The organism is Bacillota bacterium, assembly GCA_040755295.1.
Lineage (GTDB): Bacteria > Bacillota > Desulfotomaculia > Desulfotomaculales > Ammonificaceae > SURF-55.
In genome coordinates this window covers 240,289-258,151 of record JBFMBK010000001.1, presented here as the reverse complement: position 1 = coordinate 258,151, position 17,863 = coordinate 240,289, and the positions used below count along the sequence as shown (strand labels likewise).

The 17,863-nt window shown below is 52.1% G+C and carries 15 protein-coding genes, 3 tRNA genes and 1 riboswitch; of the genes, 10 read left to right on the top strand and 8 right to left on the bottom strand.

Annotation, left to right across the window (positions count from 1 at the left end):
• Nucleotides 1-21 precede the first annotated feature (21 nt).
• On the bottom strand, nt 22-1,239 hold the full coding sequence (locus AB1500_01175; GenBank protein MEW6181773.1) for a hypothetical protein: 1,218 nt from the start codon (nt 1,237-1,239) through the stop codon (nt 22-24).
• A gap of 218 nt (nt 1,240-1,457) precedes the next feature.
• Nucleotides 1,458-1,811: a hypothetical protein gene (locus AB1500_01170; protein MEW6181772.1), complete on the bottom strand. Its 354-nt coding sequence runs from the start codon at nt 1,809-1,811 to the stop codon at nt 1,458-1,460.
• A gap of 723 nt (nt 1,812-2,534) precedes the next feature.
• Nucleotides 2,535-2,659: riboswitch (molybdenum cofactor riboswitch) on the top strand.
• Between the two features lie 84 nt (nt 2,660-2,743).
• Here AB1500_01170 and AB1500_01165 point away from each other — a divergent pair.
• From AB1500_01165 to AB1500_01140, 6 genes are all read left to right on the top strand, one after another.
• Nucleotides 2,744-3,625: a substrate-binding domain-containing protein gene (locus tag AB1500_01165; GenBank protein MEW6181771.1), complete on the top strand. Its 882-nt coding sequence runs from the start codon at nt 2,744-2,746 to the stop codon at nt 3,623-3,625.
• Between the two features lie 468 nt (nt 3,626-4,093).
• The gene (locus tag AB1500_01160) at nt 4,094-4,792 is read left to right on the top strand and encodes an ABC transporter permease (GenBank protein MEW6181770.1); all 699 of its coding nucleotides are present in this window, start codon (nt 4,094-4,096) and stop codon (nt 4,790-4,792) included.
• A gap of 188 nt (nt 4,793-4,980) precedes the next feature.
• Entirely contained in the window at nt 4,981-5,700 is a 720-nt protein-coding gene (locus tag AB1500_01155; protein MEW6181769.1) for an ATP-binding cassette domain-containing protein, read from the top strand.
• Nucleotides 5,701-5,804: 104 nt separating this feature from the next.
• A tRNA-Pro gene (locus tag AB1500_01150) sits at nt 5,805-5,882 on the top strand.
• Nucleotides 5,883-6,029: 147 nt separating this feature from the next.
• Nucleotides 6,030-6,114, top strand: a tRNA-Tyr gene (locus tag AB1500_01145).
• 100 nt (nt 6,115-6,214) lie between these two features.
• Nucleotides 6,215-6,290, top strand: a tRNA-Lys gene (locus tag AB1500_01140).
• 832 nt (nt 6,291-7,122) lie between these two features.
• Here the strand turns inward: AB1500_01140 and AB1500_01135 are convergent.
• Nucleotides 7,123-7,635 carry a LysM domain-containing protein gene (locus AB1500_01135; protein MEW6181768.1) on the bottom strand — a complete coding sequence of 171 codons (513 nt, stop codon included), beginning with the start codon at nt 7,633-7,635 and terminating at the stop codon, nt 7,123-7,125.
• Nucleotides 7,636-7,886: 251 nt separating this feature from the next.
• Entirely contained in the window at nt 7,887-8,279 is a 393-nt protein-coding gene (locus AB1500_01130) for a hypothetical protein (GenBank protein ID MEW6181767.1), read from the bottom strand.
• A gap of 799 nt (nt 8,280-9,078) precedes the next feature.
• Between AB1500_01130 and rsgA the strand changes: the two genes are divergently transcribed.
• From rsgA to AB1500_01110, 4 genes are all read left to right on the top strand, one after another.
• Nucleotides 9,079-10,143 (top strand): ribosome small subunit-dependent GTPase A, encoded by a 1,065-nt coding sequence (gene rsgA, locus AB1500_01125; GenBank protein MEW6181766.1) that lies wholly within the window; start codon nt 9,079-9,081, stop codon nt 10,141-10,143.
• Between the two features lie 1,160 nt (nt 10,144-11,303).
• Nucleotides 11,304-12,410, top strand: coding sequence for a HigA family addiction module antitoxin (locus AB1500_01120; protein ID MEW6181765.1), 1,107 nt, complete (start codon nt 11,304-11,306; stop codon nt 12,408-12,410).
• 257 nt (nt 12,411-12,667) lie between these two features.
• On the top strand, nt 12,668-12,841 hold the full coding sequence (locus tag AB1500_01115) for a hypothetical protein (GenBank protein ID MEW6181764.1): 174 nt from the start codon (nt 12,668-12,670) through the stop codon (nt 12,839-12,841).
• Nucleotides 12,842-13,184: 343 nt separating this feature from the next.
• Nucleotides 13,185-14,495, top strand: a complete 1,311-nt coding sequence (locus AB1500_01110; protein ID MEW6181763.1) for a cytochrome c3 family protein — start codon at nt 13,185-13,187, stop codon at nt 14,493-14,495.
• Between the two features lie 912 nt (nt 14,496-15,407).
• On the opposite strand, the gene mscL is transcribed toward AB1500_01110, so the two are convergent.
• The 4 genes from mscL to AB1500_01090 form a co-directional block, all read right to left on the bottom strand.
• Nucleotides 15,408-15,812 (bottom strand): large-conductance mechanosensitive channel protein MscL, encoded by a 405-nt coding sequence (mscL, locus tag AB1500_01105; GenBank protein ID MEW6181762.1) that lies wholly within the window; start codon nt 15,810-15,812, stop codon nt 15,408-15,410.
• A gap of 114 nt (nt 15,813-15,926) precedes the next feature.
• Nucleotides 15,927-16,049 carry a hypothetical protein gene (locus AB1500_01100; protein ID MEW6181761.1) on the bottom strand — a complete coding sequence of 41 codons (123 nt, stop codon included), beginning with the start codon at nt 16,047-16,049 and terminating at the stop codon, nt 15,927-15,929.
• Entirely contained in the window at nt 16,046-16,300 is a 255-nt protein-coding gene (locus AB1500_01095; protein ID MEW6181760.1) for a type II toxin-antitoxin system prevent-host-death family antitoxin, read from the bottom strand. The genes AB1500_01100 and AB1500_01095 overlap by 4 nt, the downstream gene beginning before the upstream one ends.
• 208 nt (nt 16,301-16,508) lie before the next feature.
• On the bottom strand, nt 16,509-17,744 hold the full coding sequence (locus tag AB1500_01090; GenBank protein MEW6181759.1) for a cyclopropane-fatty-acyl-phospholipid synthase family protein: 1,236 nt from the start codon (nt 17,742-17,744) through the stop codon (nt 16,509-16,511).
• Nucleotides 17,745-17,863: the final 119 nt, after the last annotated feature.

Sequence of the window (17,863 nt, the reverse complement as noted above, 5' to 3'; positions counted from 1 at the left end):
AGCGGCATTGGCTCCGCCGCTTCATTTGAACAGCAGGTAGCGCCGCCGCAGGAACCGGTACTCGAAATAATAACCCGCGCCGCACAACCCCAAGGCCAGCAGCATCGCTCCCTTCCAGCGCGCTATCGCGCCCTGGAGCTGTCTGATGCGCCGGTCGCGCGCCTCGACGACGCTCTCCATCGCCTGCCGCTGATTGCTGACCTCCCTCTTTTCCCGCTGCACGCCGGACTGTTCCCCCAGGAGACGGCGCATCTCCGCCCTCGCTGCAAAGAGCGCGCGGCTCAAATCCCGCACCCGCAGCTCCGACAGGTATTCCCCGCTCTGCTCCGCGCCGCCGTTCAAAGCGTTCCACAATATAAGCCCCTCCGGAGCCGGCAGTTCCACCCCCATCAGGTAACCCAGCGTGGGCGCCACATCGACAATCCCCGCCGGCGGCAGCGAAACGCCTGATCTCAACTCCGCTGCCTTGAGGAAAAGCGGCGGCCTTCCCGTTGTACCGGTGACACAAAGGAGAGTAGCGTCAAGGTCCCGATGGTCCCGGAGATACCCGGTCAGCCTCCCGATTTCGGTATCGGCGGCGTTAACCGCACGCAGGTACTCATCGTGGTCGGCGCCCCTTTCCCGCGCAAGCCGCGGGCCCCGCAAGACGACCACCGTGAAGTACGGCGCTTCCTCCCGGAGGTAATCGATCGCTTTGCTTACCAGCGCGGTATCCCCGGACGCCGTCACGACCCTGCCCGCCCCCTGCCCGGGACCGTAAGAGGGCATCCCCCCGGAAACAAAGACGGCGGTTTTCGTTTCCCGCTCCGCGAGAAGCGAGAAAAGCGTACGCCCGCGGACCCTGTCTCCCGGACCGTAGCATCCGTGCCGTGCGGGCGTTACCCCGGTCAGGAGCGAAGCCACCACGGCGTCCGGGGAATCAGGCGGAAATCCGGCGACATCGTAGATTTTCACCCCGGCGGTACCTATGCCTTCGATGCTCGGGGTCGTATCTCCGTTTACCGCTTCGACTTCCAGCCCGTCGACCACAACCAGCAGGAACCGCTGCGTGGTCCACAGCGGGTTTTCGGTTTCCTGACAGCCCGCACGCTCCGGGTTCGCCCAACAAAACACAGCAAGAACGAACAGGATTAACAGGACCGTTCTGCAGAACTCCTTCAAGTGCGGAAACCTATCCTCCCGCCCGTCTGTGTAACAGACAGGCGCTGTTTTGCCGCGGTCTTTCAGGCTCCACCGCACGGCCACCACTCCAGTGATTTAATAAGGCGCATCCATTTAGCGTCCCGCCGGCGAAACACTATGCGCTGAATGTTAGAAAAGACTACTACCACCATAGTTACGGAGTCCGGCGCGGTTTTATAACAAGTAACTATTCACCATGCGGCATAACAATAAAACCACCCCTTGCGGAGTGGCCTTTGTAATCCGGCTCATTTAGGAACATCGCCTTTGTAATTTCAACCCTCTTCCTTTACTTCCTCCACCACAACAGTTGTCCTTTCGACTTCCTGTCTCTTGCCGAAAACCGCTTCCTCGATCTTCTCGATCCTTTGAAACAGCTCGTTCAAATCCCTCTTCGTAACCAGGCCCCAGTTATCACGCAAACCGTTGATCTCTTCCCTGACCGTTTTCTGGAGCGTTTCACGTTCCCTCTCGCCGCGGTCCAGAAGCTCTTTCACAAAAGTACGGGCCTCGTCCGTCGTCACATGTCCTTTTTCCGCAAGCTCCTTCGCCAACTGCTCGGCCTTTTCCTTGGTGAGCGACAGCGCGCCTATCCCCACCAGAACTACCTTCCGAAAGGTGTCGATCACTTCCATCCCCCCTTCCCCTGAGACCGCCGCAAAACCGCGGCCTCCAATAGTTTCATATTGTTATTCATGGAACTTTCAGCTGCCACCTGACACCTACGGAACGCGGCGAGAAGTAATGTAGTGCAAGGAAGACCGGCGGATTCAGATGTCGGAAGCAAGAAATCAGAGGTCGGATTCAAAGTGGGAATTCGCAACTGCGAATTCTTTCAAGGACTCCGATTTACGACATCGTGCCTCCGACTTCCGAAAACGTTGCTTATCGCTGCGCCCTTCGGAATGTTGAACAGTTCGATCGTGTTACCACCAGTATACCATAGGCGGGTGTGCTTTAGTACGCCCGTCGCCGTACGGGCGCACCGCAAATAAAAAATTTCGCCGCATGTATAAACCGCCCGGCATCGGGTAATAATGTTGAAAGCTCCGCTAAAAAACTCTATCTCTCCCCATCCAGCGGTTTCCGCTGGATTCTTTTTTTGCCGAATTCGACCTCCGGCCCCCTGTCTCCGGGCCTCCGAAAACGGTCCCCGCCGGTTTCTTTTTTTGTAGATTCAATACGTTCCCAATGCTTTTTTGGGTTCCGACTTCTACTTCTACCTTCAACATTCCACATACCATATTATACCTTATATATTCTACATCTATATTCTATATTCTCCCTATGCATACTGATTATCGCGATAATTCCCCATCAAATGCAGGAATTTTTAAATCAACGACGAATGTAAAATTTAACTTCTCCGAGTCTCCCGTCCTACGGCACATTAAAAGGCTATGGCGGGCGGACCGATAGGGTGCATCTGGAAACGGGTGCGCCTCCCGGTGCGGAAAGGAGGGGAATTGCTGGCACACGTCAAGCCGGCTTCCTTGCGCGCGGGAGTCCGGCTTTTTATATTGCTGCGCCATTTTAAAGAATTTTCATAAGGAGCTGGATTATGTTAAGAAAAACGCTTATTTTGGCGCTGTTCGCGCTTGTCGCCCTGGCTTTGCTCACCGGCTGCGGCAAGACCGCCAAGGTGGAGGAAACACAACAGCCCGCAACCTCTCAGCCCAAGGTGAAGGATTTGATTCTCGCCACCACCACTTCCACGGTTGATTCCGGCCTGCTCGACGTTTTAACCCCGCTTTTCGAGAAACAAACCGGCTACAAGGTTAAAACCATCGCCGTCGGAACCGGCCAGGCGCTTGAAATGGGCAAAAAAGGCGAAGCCGACGTCCTGCTGGTGCACGCCCCTGCGTCCGAAAAAGAATTGGTCGATTCCGGCGTCGGGATCAACTATCAACTGGTGATGCACAACGACTTTATCGTCGTCGGGCTGCCGGAAGATCCCGCCGGGATCAAGGGCAAGACCAGCGTTGAGGCATTCAAGGATATCGCCGCTAAGAAGGTGGTCTTTATCTCCCGCGGCGACGATTCCGGCACCAACAAGAAGGAGATCTCCATCTGGGAAGAGACCGGCGTCACCCCGTCCGGAAGCTGGTATCAGGAGTCCGGACAAGGCATGGGCGCGACCCTGTTGATGGCCTCCGAGAAGAAGGGCTACACCCTGACCGACCGCGCCACCTACCTGGCGCAGAAGGCCAACGTCAAGCTCGAGATTTTGTCGGAGGGCGACAAGTCGCTGCTTAACATCTATCATGTGATGCAAGTCAACCCCGAAAAGTTCAGCAAGGTCAACGCCGAAGGCGCGAAGGCGTTTGTGGACTTTATGACGTCGCCCGATACGCAGCAAGTGATCGGCGACTTCGGCAAGGACAAATTCGGGCAGTCGCTGTTTACGCCCGACGCGGGCAAGAAGATGGAAGACCTGGCGTAAGTCACGAGTCACGAGTCGCGGGTCACAAGTTAAGTCCTAAGTCGAAAGTCCTGAGTCCGGGTAAGAAGGTAGCGAGTCCCGATCGGGGATCCGAAAGAAGAAGAAATACGGGTTCCGGAGTCTCAAATTCTATATTCTACATTCTATATTCTACATACTGACTACTGGACTACTATCTACTGTCCAAGTTCGTGTTTCCGGACTTAGGACATAAGACTCCGGACTCGATATAACGTTCGTAAGGTGGGATACGCACCGATAAACATAGCCCATACGTCTCATTTCTATAAAGCCCCTGCCGTTGTCACCTAGGCGGCGTCACACGTAGGGACAACGGCAGGCAGGCTATTTTTCGGTCCGGCAGAACGGGCCGTATCCACTGCTCTGCAACCCGATCCAAGATATAATAGTTTTTTGGCGACTTGGCGTCTTGGCGGTTAGAATACAGTTTTTACGGGAGGCATATTCTTGAGCATCCTCGGTCAAGGGATAACGGAAGCCTTGCGGTTAATATCAACCGGCGACCCGGAAGTGGTGAACATCACCCTGCGCACGCTGCAGGTATCAGCCACGGCCACCTGCATCAGCGTGGCTGTAAGCGTCCCCGCCGGCGCCGCCCTCGCCCTTTCCCGTTTCTTCGGGCGCGGGTTGGTGGTAAGCCTGATCAACTTCGGGATGGGGCTGCCGCCCGTCGTCGTCGGCCTCGCCACCTGGCTCTGTCTTGCCCGGTACGGACCGTTGGGCTTCCTGGGCATCCTATATTCGCCCGCGGCCATGATTATCGCCCAGGCGATCATCGCCTCGCCGATCGTCGCCGGCTTCACCGTGGCGGCGATACAGTCGGTCAGCCCGAAGCTTCGCCTGCAGATGCTCTCGCTGGGACCGACCCGCCTGCAGTACCTGTGGCTCCTGCTGCGTGAGGCGCGCCTCGGCATCCTTGCGGCGGTAATCGCCGGTTTCGGCGGTGTGATTTCGGAGGTCGGAGCATCGATGATGGTCGGCGGGAACATACACGGGCAGACCCGCGTGCTCACGACCGCCACCGTTCTCGAGGTCTCCAAGGGGAACTTCGAACTGGCTACGGCCCTCAGCATCATCCTGCTGCTGCTCTCTTTCAGCATCACCGCGGCGCTGACCATCCTGCAGCAGAGAGGGGCCGCGAAGTAAGACGGTAGTCCTCAGCCCGAAGTCGAAAGTCCCCTGTCTTAAAAGAAGGGACTAAACTCCCGGATGTAGAATCGTGTTGCGGACACTTTTGGTTTCCTCTGTGCCTCTGTGTCTCTGTGGTAATATTTTTTAGTTCCGGCTTGTCCGGTTAGGCTTCTTAGGACTTAGGACTTTAGAGGAGGTATTGCTTGAAAGCGCTGCTTGAGGCAGAAAACCTGCGCCTGACCATTTCCGGTCGCGAAGTATTCGCAGTCGACAGCCTGACCCTCAGGAAGGGCGAAGTCCTGGCTCTCGTCGGGCCGAACGGCGCTGGCAAGACCAGCCTGCTCCTGACCCTCGCCCACCTCCAGCCGCCGACGTCAGGGACCGTCAGGTTCGACGGCCGGACCGTCCGCAACGGGAACAGTCTCGCCCTGCGCCGGCGGACGGCGGTGGTTTTCCAGGAATCCCTGCTGCTGAACACCACGGTGCTGGGGAACATCACCACCCCCCTGCGGATCAAGGGCGTGCCGCGCCGCGAAGCGGAAGCCCGGGCGTCGAAGTGGCTGGAGTACTTCGGCATCTCCTCCCTGGCCCGCCGCCCCGCCCGGCGCGTTTCCGGCGGCGAGGCGCAGCGCGTCAGCCTGGCCCGCGCGTTCGCCCTTGAACCGGAGGTGCTTTTCCTGGACGAACCTTTCGCGGCGCTGGATTACCCCACCCGCAACGCTCTTTTAAAGGAACTCGGCGGACTGCTCAAGGAAACCGGGACCACCACGCTCTTCGTCACCCACGATTATACGGAAATACCTTACCTTGCCGGTCGGGTGGCCGTGATACTCGGCGGGCGCATCATTAAAGAAGGAACAATGGAGGAAGTATTCGGCGGCGAAATCCGCGAAAGGATGTCATGGGTGCCGTGGGATATGTGAGGTGGGAAGTGAGAGGTCGGATGAGATAAGAAGAGTTCATAAGCGCTCTTTTTCCCTTGACGCGGCGCCTCTACTTAGCTATAATAAATTCTGCGGCAAATCCCCGGGATGTAGCGCAGCTTGGTGAGCGCGCGTGCCTTGGGAGCACGAGGCCGGGGGTTCAAATCCCCCCATCCCGACCATTTCAGAGGTCGGAAGCAGGAAGTCAGAGGCCGGAACATAACAGGCAGCGTATTGTAAATCATCCGACATCAGACCTCGTGCATCTGACAGCCGCACGGCATCCAAAGAGGTCCGGCATCCGACCTCTTGCGTCCGACATCCGAAACGGAGGGGTACCCGAGTGGCCAAAGGGGGCAGACTGTAAATCTGCTGGCAACGCCTTCGCTGGTTCGAATCCAGCCCCCTCCACCATTTTGGAAGTTAGAGGCAAGAGGTTAGAGGCTAGAAAAGAAATTCCGGTGTCCGGCCTCGTGAGTCCGACATCCGGCCTCTTGCATCCGACATCTGAAACGGGCCATTAGCTCAATTGGTAGAGCAGGCGACTCTTAATCGTCTGGTTGGGGGTTCGAGTCCCTCATGGCCCACCAGTTAGAAGCAAAACACGGCAAGGAATTGTTAAAAGCAATCCTTGCCGTTTAGTTTATAATCAAGCCCTTGCCGTCGTTGTCCCACCGGAATCGCTGTGCTCCGGTTACGCGCGGTGATTACTTCGCCCGGCTTTGTCAGGCTCGCCGCTCAGTGCTCACATACTCCCGTGTACGCTCCGGCCAACCGTCTTCCCTTTCGCGCCATGCTTGTTTCGGACGGCGCTCAGAGAGCATCAAAAATGCCGACGCGGCATCGGCTTGCCTCGGAGTAATGTGGACTGTAATACCTATTAAATCTGCGAAACCGTTAGGAAAAGTGATACAGGTGCAGAAGTATAATAGAGAATTCTTTTCCTAGACGTTTTAGGGGATATATAAAATATTTTCTTTTAGGACAAGTATAGTCTGTTTCAGGTGAAGTTGGTTTGCCTCGGAGCGAACAATTACCACATCTGCCGCTATCACGCTGTTATAGTGTCGTTGATAGAACCGTCCCTGCGACAATCCCGGCCCCGGCGACAGTGACGGCGATAATACGAGTACCGGCAAGAAATAATGGTACTCCTAGTACCATAAAAACACTAAACCCAAAGGGACGGGGATTTGAAATCTCCGCCCTACTTTTTTCAAATTTGCGCCGGCGCGCAAGTCTGCCTGGCAGAGACAAACCCGCATGTTTATCAGTCACTTTGTTAGTAAAGTGACGCAAAAAGAATTGCCTGTGAGACCGGGGGGCTTGCTTCTGACTGCGCTTAGGGAGAAGCTTGACTGACATTTGACCGGCGACCAAAGCCACCCTCTCCGCGAAGGTGGCTTGGGTGTTTATTTTGGTTTACGGAATACAGATCGTCTGGCCGATCTGCAGGTTGTTGCAGTTCAGTCCGGGGTTGGCGGCCTGAATGGCGGCAACACTGGTGCCGAACCGCTGGGCTAAGGAGAAGCAGGTGTCACCGGCCCTGATGATATACGGAGTCGTACCTGCCGGGCAAACGGGCGGCACGCCCACCGGGATACAGATCGTCTGGCCGATCTGCAGGTTGTCGCAGTTCAGTCCGGGGTTGGCGGCCAGGATGGCGGCGACGCTGGTACCGAAGCGCTGGGCCAATGAGAAGCAGGTGTCGCCGGCTCTAATGATATACGGAGTCGTACCTGCCGGGCAAACGGGCGGCACGCCCACCGGGATACAGATTATCTGGCCGATCTGCAGGTTGTCGCAGTTCAGTCCGGGGTTGGCGGCCTGAATGGCGGCGACGCTGGTGCCGAAGCGCTGGGCTAAGGCGAAGCAGGTGTCACCGGCCCTGATGACATATGGGAAAGTACCGCCGGGACATGGTGCCATACTCATGGTTAAATACCTTCCTTTCTAAGTGTTGGTACAGCTTATGCGCCGCCGTGAAAAAGCGTAACTCAAGAGTGTGTGAATAACAAACTTAATTTCTAAATAGCAACGAATCGAGCGAATGTTTCGAGTTTCTCGTGCCCCACAAGTAAAAAACGGCAAGGACAGTGCAAACGCACCCCTTGCCGTTTTGTTTTATTTAAGGCCTAAATAACATAAGGACCTGAAGCTCTTGTACACAAATACAGATATCCTTATTATGCTTTTCTTCGTATAATCTGGAAACCTTGGCCGGGCTTGATCAATTCTAATGCATATTTATCTTTAATAATGGATGTGGCAGCCTTAATCAATGGTTCGTCTCTGGTTACAAAGTAATTGGCTTTGCTAAGAATGGTTTTTGTTAAAAGGGTAGCATCCTGGGTCTTTGAATCCTTCACAAGAAATAATATTGAGGAAAATATTTCGAGGTAATTTGGGTCATCATCGAGAAACTTCTCAGCCATGGGAAAGATATTACGACTAAACAACTGGTCAAAGGTGACCATTATCTTTTTATATATTTCCTCATAGTCTTCTTCTCTTATATCCGGGATATTCCTGGCGTCTCGCCAGCGAGAGATAGGCAGCCCTTTTTTGAACAGTAACATACTTCTAACATTCATCTCTAATTGCAGAGAATAACTCGTTAATGCCGAGTGACGAAATATAATATTCATTTTCACTAGTTGTTTTACTATTCTTCAAAACCTGGGTAATAAAATCAATTAGAATCTTTATATCGGTTATTATAAATATGTGCAAAATCGTGAGTAAGTGCAAACTTGTCCACCAGGAACGTCAAAATACTTCCTTCTCCCATTACCCAATAAGCAATCACGTTTGAGTCAATAAACCAGACGAAGGCCAATGTATTTTCCTTTCTATTTGCTAGAAGCACCTTTTTTCTTAGAGCTCCATAGACCCTTTATCTGGCCAGCCTTGCCTTGTTTACTAGAACGTTGTCGAATTTCATAGTATTTGCCCGTAACCGGATTGTGAATCCGTTTTTTCGGTTGGGCTTTTGTAGACACTCAAATCTACCCTTCCAATTTGAAATACTTATGGTCTTCCGGGATCGGTCGGATAATTAAACTCATGCCTCATTCGGAGCCGACCCTTCTTTATCACATCACCTATTTTCTTTAGATACCAACAAACCTATTCTCAAAACAAGAAACGGTTGTACTATGTACTGTTATGAACACCAATCTGCCGTTCTATCAGACGGCACACCCGTAAAAGAAAAGGGTAAACCTCCGTTCCGCGGACTATTGACTGCTGGTAGGGTACTCCCTCATGGTGTCCCACCGGATAGCTGTGCTGCGGTGTGCGCGGTGACAACCCGGCGCTCACCCAGCCTGATGCGTTCAACTTGGCGTTCACTCAATCAAAGGTTATAATTAGTGTATGAAGCTCAAAGATCTCGGGTTTGACGAATGGTTTCAAGAAAAGCTGAAAGAGTTAGAGAAACCCGGTTATGGCGCGGCACGCGTGACCGCAGTCGACAAAGACAGCTTCCTCGTAAGGGATGAAAACGACGAGGTTCCAGCCGAACTCACAGGCAGGCTGATGTTCGCCGCCGCGTCGAGCGCGGACCTTCCCACAGTGGGAGACTGGGCCTTTGTGCAATACCACAACTCCAACACGCTTGCCGTTATTCACGAGCTTTTTCCAAGGAAATCGGTCTTGAAACGGAAGACGGCAGGCAAGCGAATCGATCACCAGATGATTGCGTCAAACATCGATGCGGCCTTCATTATCCAATCATGCGATTTCGATTTCAACCTGCGCAGGCTGGAACGATACCTGGTAATGGTGAACGAGGGTCATATTGAACCCGTAATTCTCTTAAGCAAGAGCGACCTGGTCGGTGAACAGGAATTGGCGCAGAGGGTTTCGGAAATTAGAAAAGCGAATATTAAATGCAGAACAATCGCGTTCAGCAATAAAACCGGCCCGGGACCGGACCAGGTCCGCCGGGTGTTGGAAGCCGGCAAAACGTACTGCCTGCTGGGATCGTCGGGCGTGGGAAAAACCACGCTGCTGAATCACCTTGTCGGCCGGGATGCATTTAAGACAAACATCGTCCGCGAAAAGGACGGCAGGGGGAGACACACGACAACGCGCCGCCAGTTGATACTCCTCGACCAAGGCGCGATGTTGATCGATACCCCGGGAATGAGAGAACTGGCCAGTATCGGCGCGGGTACCGGAATAGACGACAGCTTTTCCGACATCAAGGACCTTGCCGGCGGTTGTCGTTACACCGACTGTACCCACAATTCCGAAACCGGCTGCGCCGTCCTGGCGGCCATTGAGAATGGCGAACTGACCAGGGAGCGTTACCGCAGCTACATGAAGCTGGTTAGAGAGTCCGAACACTATCAGTCGTCTTACGCTGAAAAACGAAGGAAGGACAGAAAGTTCGGACAGTTCTGTAAGGCGGTAATGAAATATAACAAGAAGCACTGAAGACAACCCAATGACGTTTGCAGCCTTTTACCAAGCCCCTCTTTTACACCCGGTTAGAAGCAAACAACGGCAAAGGTTCTAAAGGCCTTGCCGTTATCTTTAAAGGTCTAATTTAACACTTAATTCCGAGAGATTACTGGAAGGCTTCAATGATATGGCCCGCCGGCATATAAAGAGTGCGTTTTCTCCAAGACGGGCTCACTTTTTGCTAAGGTTAGAAAACAGCTTGTTGTACTTGCGTAAAAACTGATCGGCTATCTCCCCGGTCGAGCCTTTTACGACATCAAACGATATCGGCTTATTTTTCGCATATCCCTTTTCTTTTACCGAAAAACTCTTGGTACCCAAAGTTTTTGAGCTTTTGTAAATCCACTGCATCTTCTCACTTCCTTGAAATAAATTATAGCAAACTTGAATTTATATAACAACGAATCGAGCACCTGATAAGGTTACGAGTCCCTCATCCCCCACCGATTGGGAAAAAGTCGGAAAGGACAGCGCAAACGCACCCCTTGCCGTTTTGGTTTCAGAGAAAAATCAGGGTTTGATTCTAAAGGCATCACCGCCGGGGAATAGCACCTCGGCTTTTATTTTGTCCGGAAAGCAAGCCAATGGCATTCTTTTGCAGGATTATGGATATTTATGGCGAATCACCGTTTCAGTATCTGCCTGAGGGATGGTTCCATAACCTTGGTAGCCCGATTAACCCAGACGGATTCCTGCCGTACACACAGGATAAAGCTTACCAACGAAACCGGCTTTCATTTTACCGCGGCCGTGCTATAATTTTATTAACCCTTCCCGTGAATAAAATAGTTGACCAGGGGTAAAAATGCTTATATACTATAAAAGTAAGGCTCTCGAAAAGGATTGCAACTCCTTCGAAAGATCTACTAAACGTTGGGGAGAACTTGCACCAAAGATTCACCAAAGGTTGTATGAACTCAAAGCTACCAATAACTTGGCAATGGTGAGCACCTTACCCCCTGCCCGCTGTCATGAATTAACCGGAAACCGTAAAGGACAATTCTCTGTAACTCTGCTCGGCCCGCAGCGGTTGGTTTTCGAACCTTACCATGATCCCCTTCCGCTTAAAGAGGATGGTGGGGTCGACATACGTAAGGTAACGATAATTCGTATTCTAGAGGTGGCCAATTACCATGAACGAAAAAGAACTTGACCGGTTTCAGCCCGATTATGCGGTACCTCCTGGTGTCACCCTATTAGAAGTTATTGAGTCTCTCGACATGAACCAAGCGGAGCTTGCAAATCGGACCGGCAGGCCGGTTAAAACTATTAATGAGATCATTAAAGGAAAAACTGCTATAACACCGGAGACGGCTTTACAATTAGAGCGTGTGTTAGGAGTTCCCGCTAGTTTTTGGAACAACCTTGAGCGTAATTATCGGGAGGCTTTGGCACGTCAGGAAGAAAGAATCCGCTTGGAAAGTCAAATAGAATGGCTTAGGCAATTCCCGGTTAGTGCTATGATTAAAAACAAGTGGATAGAAAGGCATAAAGATAAATCAAGGCAGCTTCAGGAGGTCTTGTCTTTTTTCGGTGTGGCCTCACCGGAGGCTTGGGAAGTAATATGGCTCACTCCTCAGGCATCGTTCCGAAGGTTTAATTCTTTCAAGACAAATCCCGGAGCAATTGCAGCATGGTTACGAAAAGGAGAAATTGAGGCATTAACAGTTAAATGTATGCCTTTTAATAAAAATCGCTTCCGAGAAGCGCTTTTTGAAATACGGAAACTCACGCGAGAACCCATTGAAACCTTTGCGATACGAGCCAAAGAGTTTTGTGCCCAAACCGGGGTGGTAGTGTTATTCATTCAAGAATTACCCATGTGTCTCGTCAGCGGGGCAGCTCGTTGGTTAAGTCCTGAAAAAGCTCTCATTCAATTAAACATTCGTTACAAGAGAGACGACCATTTGTTTTTTAGTTTCTTCCATGAAGCGGGTCATATTCTTCGACATGGAAAACGTGAGTTGTTTATTGATACATTTTCTGATGAGAATGGATATGACAACCTTGACGAACAGGAAGAGGACGCAAACCGATATGCCAGGGATGTTTTGATACCTCCTGAAGCTTATCGGAAGTTCTGCGCAGCCGACAGGTTTACCCATGTTAGTGTAGCCGACTTCGCCAAACAGCTCGGTATTGCGCCCGGTATTGCTGTCGGTCGTCTCCAACACGATAAAATCATACCTTATACTCACTTAAACAGACTATGCAGGCGACTGAAATGGGCTGAATCCTGAATTTCTAATGAGGGCGGATTAGTCAAATCGCATATCATTACTTGGCGTCAAACTTCTGTTTCGGGCACGATACGCGCACCTGTTCTCCAGCACTTAGAAAACAATATAGCGCGGAAGAAACGCAATGCTTTGACTCCGTTCTTATCTAAAAACTTGACTGAGTGCCGGACGAGCCTTCGCCGTGTCCGCGTAAGCGGCCCTTCATATAGCGCGCCTTGTAGCGCGCCTTGCAGACAACGCCAGAGGCATGCGGGATTTTGATTACCAGTTGTTGTCAAAAGAACCGTCCCCTTGACAGCGGGATCTGGACGGCTATCGCCGTGATGCTCCCGTTCGTCGGGATAGCGATCCGCCTGGTTACGAACCTATTTTTCTCATCGGTGTGCGACTGCTCAAAAGAAAGAAAAGGGGGCAGGCTGCTTTTTTTCTAAGGGTCAATAGCGGGATAAGGACTTTTCTTTAGGAGGATGCCGCGGATTGCGACTCACATATACTTATTACCCCAAAAAAGACCTTTGAATGGGTATTGGTTTATAGGGATCAATGTGAACGGTAACGCCGTTCAAGCGAGAAGCAGCCGGGACGTAAAGCAAGACAGGAGCCCTTGGCCACGTTTGCAGAGTGGGCGGGTCCGTTGTAGTTGAAGAAGAATTTTCAAACAAGGAAGGGTTTTTAAGTAACTCTGTCGAATGTAAGATTTTACTAAACTGAAACCTTAACCCTAAGCGTAATAAGGTTTAAGGATTAAAAACGTTGTGAAGGGGATGAGCAAAGATGAGAAAGGTGAGTCGGGCGGGACCATCTATCTATCGACTTTATCTTATCCTCGTAATAGTACTGATGTGCGCGCCGGCTTTTGCCGCGCCGGCCTTTGCCTGGACCCACGGGCAGTTTTCCGCCACCACCGACGCCTGCGCCGGTTGCCATGTGGCACACGCCGCTCAGATGCCGAAGCTTTTAAAGCAAGGACCGACGCAGACGCATTTCTGCTTTCTCTGCCACGGTGACGGCGGCACAAGCGCACCTTATGATATTAAAGACGGGATTACCGTTGCCGGCTCAACTTACCGTCCTTCGACGGCGGGCGGCTTTGTGCGGCAGTGGGTTGATGACGGCGACAATATCCTGGAAGCGGGTGAGCTCAAACCGGTAACCTCGCGGCACAATGTCCAGGGGTTCGTTTACGGTGACGAGAGCGGCACGGTACAGGATACGACCGACACTTACCACTGGATTCCGGGAGGTAGCAACCAGTTCAGCGGCAGCGGCTTCGTGTGCGGCTCCTGCCACGACCCGCACGCAGGCGGTAGGACCCCAGATATTATAAATGATCCTAACTTCGGCTCTGTTATCTGGGGGAACAAGGACAACGACGGCCGCCCCAACCCGCGGTTGCTGCGCCAGATCATTACCGTACAGGACGCTACTTACACCAACCTGGCTTTAATATTCCAGGTGGCAACCGTCGGCACGTTTACTTACTCGGCGACCGGCTCAGCCGTGTACCAGGTGACCAACTACTGGTCCGGAAGCACCGAATGGTGCGGCGCCTGCCATAACAAGCTCAAGTATAGCGATGCTGATGTTAAGGCCGGGGATGGGCAGGTCGGTCAGTACTTCAGTATGTGGCGCCACCCGATGGATGTGCATGTCGCGCCCGTGCTGAACCAGGCGGGAACCGCTATCGACATGGATAGGAGCCTCGCCACCGGTACACCGCTGGAAACCGAGAAACTAAGTAGCTTCCGTGCTTACAAGGTGGCCTGCCTGACCTGCCACCGGGCACACAGCACCACGGCGGCAATAGCCGGCTGGGCAACGAGCTGGCCGCGCGATGCCACGGACCCGGCCACGGGCAAGGCATTGGGCGACACCTCGGCGCTCCTGCGGATGGACAGCCGCGGGGTTTGCTACAACTGCCACCGCGCGGGGCAGTATAACTGCCAGAACGATTCGCGCTTTAACGCTGCTCAGAATACCAACTGTTCCTTCTGCCACCCGCATACCGGGGGCGGGGCGCACCCTATGCCTGGCACTTGCGGCATGTGTCACCCGGATGCCAGTGGCGGCGATCTCTACAACTAACCGAAGCATGTTGTAAGAGCTCCAGGGGCTTGACGTACCGGCAACCACTTCCATCAAGGCAATTCGAGAGGGCACACCCGGCACAGCAACGATACCAAGACCATGTCAGGGGACGGTTCTCAAAGGGTCCAATCGGAAGTTTTGCACGTAGAAAAGGCTCAATTATCGGATATTTGCCGATTTTTGAGCCTTAGCTAAGATCTGCGAAGATAGCTTAACCTGCAAAATTTTTGTAAGAAGAATGAAGTCGCGACCGGCAAGTCTATGGGTTTTCAATCTTTTGCTGCCGTCCTTATGACTCACAATTTTTAATATTTTTTGCATATTGGTTGTGTTTTTAAATAAATCCGGCTCGATTTGAGCACGGCTTCCCCCTCCCCACTCAAGGGGCTTTAAGACATTGTATTAAGTTCCAAACAGCATCATGGTGAAGTCTTCAGGCATAACGAAGACACTGCCCGAAGCCTACCTTTGCTGCATACCGGACACACCGTTACATCCCTTCCCGCATGAATCCTTCGCGAATACGATTCTCTTGAAGACTCCGGGGTATCTTTGAGTTCAAAGTATAGGGCGATTTCTTGTTCGTAGTGATTCATCGGAATTACCTCCTGATTATCATGGTTTCTGGGCATTTCACCATTCATCAGAAGGTAGGAGGAGGTCTGGCCGTTCTTTTTAAGCAGTGTTTTTGTTTTCTTGCACGTGGTATAATCCTAAATGTGAAAGGTATGTCTCTTTCTGGGTTGTTTGGTTGTGGCGATTAAACAATACCACAAAAAAAGCATACTTTTTTACTTATTATGCAGTTTTATTCTATGCAAAGACTATCCAGAGCCATCGCGGAGCGATTTCGTTCTTCTTGAAACATAAGATAATCTCGAAGCTAAATTACGTTGGGTTATTAAAGTCTTAGGGCCTATTCTTCAGCAAATCGCGTATTTCCGCAAGCAATACTTCTTGCGCCGGGGGTGCCGGCGGGGCCTTGGCCGCTTCTTCTTCTTTGCGTTTGAGTGAGTTAATCCCTTTGACGGCTATGAAAATGGCAAAGGCGACAATCGCGAAATCGACAATCGTCTGAATAAACCTTCCGTAACCGATTACGACGGCAGGGTTGTCTCCTGCAGCTTCTTTGATAGTAAAAGCCAAATTGGAGAAATCGATCCCGCCGATGAGCAGACCTATCGGAGGCATGATCACATTGCCTACGAAGGAAGAAACGATCTTGCCGAACGCAGCGCCGATGATGATGCCGACCGCCATATCGATGACGTTCCCTTTGACGGCGAATTCCTTAAATTCTTTGATCATACCCATGCTGCGCTCTCCCTTCTTAAAGCGGTAACCTTTTCGCTACTCGTCGCGTTGCGCAAGTGTTAGAGGCCGTCGCTCCAATGCTTTTCTAATGTGTATCTTCCTACGGCGGTGGCCTTAGTTTGTGGGCAGTTCATCTGAAAAAAGAATGGATAGGGCGGGATTATCCTCAGCGATGCAGGCCATTATTTCCTGCACATCGGCAATCGCCACGGGGTTGATTCTGATTCTGAATTTCACGAGGAAACATCCAATGCTTTCTTAAGGTCATCAAGGGATTTCCATTCTTCTCCTGTCTTAATTGCATCCTCGGCCTCGAACAGCTTTAATAAAAACTTAATCACCGCCTGCTGTTTTTCGTATTCCTGCATATCTAAAAGAACATAACGGCCTCTACCGTTTTTGGTTAAAAACACAGGCTCCCCAATCCGGCAGGAGCGGAGAACATCATTATAATTTCTCAAATCTGAAACCGGCTTAATATTTGGCATTCCTAAACACCCCCATGACTTGCTGTGATTATTGTACCCTAATATTTCGTAAGATACAACCGTGAATTTTACAGCAAGTTATGCGCCGGCATCCTCTTCTAAGCGCGAATTCGGTGCCCGGCGTTTTTATCAGTGGAAAGCTCTGGGGCCAGGTCTTGAAACATAAATATTCTCAGGTAGTAAAGCAAGGCAGCCATTGATTGCATGGTCAATGGGAAACAAGTTTGTACCGGACGGGCCGATGTTCGTCCTGCCGGCGGTCATAGACGTGATCGCGGGTCAGGGCCAAGTTGTTGTTCAGCCCCCGGGAGAACAGGATTTGATGTACGTCGAGCCCGCTATACCGGAACGAGGCCGCGCACGAATTCAGGTACAGCCGCCACATCCGCACGAACCTTTCCGGAAACATCTCCCGCACCCGGTCCAGGGCCGCTTCGAAGTTCCGGGCCCAGTGCTCCAGGGTTTGGGCGTAATGGAGGCGCAGGCTTTCCACATCCAGGAGGTGAAAACCGTAGTCCGGCAAAAGCCAGATCGTTTCCCGCAGCGAAGGGATGTAGCCATTGGGGAAGATATGCTTTTCAATCCAGGGATTCACGGGGCCTTCCTTCACGTGGGTGATGGTATGCAGCATGGATAGGCCGCCGGGGACGAGCATTTTCCGTACCGCCTCCATATACAGGGGCAAGTTGTCCTTACCGACGTGTTCGAACATCCCCACACTGACCACCCGGTCAAACCATCTTCCTTTGCCGGCCAGGGTGCGGTAATCCATCAGTTCGACCTCCACCCGCCCCTTCAGGCCCCGTTCGATTATTCTCTTTCTGGACCAAAACGTCTGTTCCTCGCTTAAAGTTATTCCCATGGCCTTGACGCCGTACTTTTCGGCGGCGCTGATGATAAGCCAGCCCCATCCGCTGCCGATATCCAGCAGCGTCTGCCCGGAATCGAGCTGCAGTTTGCGCAGGATGTGATCAATCTTGTTCAACTGGGCCTGAAACAGCGTATCATCGGGTGTCCGGAAGTAGGCGCAGGAATAGCTCATGGTTTCATCCAACCACAGTTTGAAGAAATCATTGCCGATGTCGTAGTGGAACTGCACGTCATCTTTTTGCCGGGTGGCCGACCGGTGTTTGCGAAACACCTTCAGCGCTTTTAAGGCATTGTTTCTTTTAAACTTGCCGGTCAGCACCTCCTGGTTCGCAATGGCCAAACGTACTATTTCCCGTAGATCACCCTCAACCTCAATCTGCTTATCCATATAAGCTTCCCCGAATGCGAGGACGGGCTTGGTGAGGAAGCGACCCGCTACCAACGGATCGTTAATCACCAGTTTAACCTTTACGCCGCCGTTACCGTAGCGCCGCTCGGTCCCGTCCCAGTACCGAACCTCGAAACCGCCGCCGCGCATGGCGCTGAACACTCGATCCAGGATCGCTTTTTTCATCACGCCACCTCCGTGGTATTTAAGACCCACACCCGCGATCTCCTTTGTTAAGTAGATTATGGGCGCATGGCGCAAGATGGTACTTTTGTAGTCTCATTATTTATCAGAGGGTATTTATC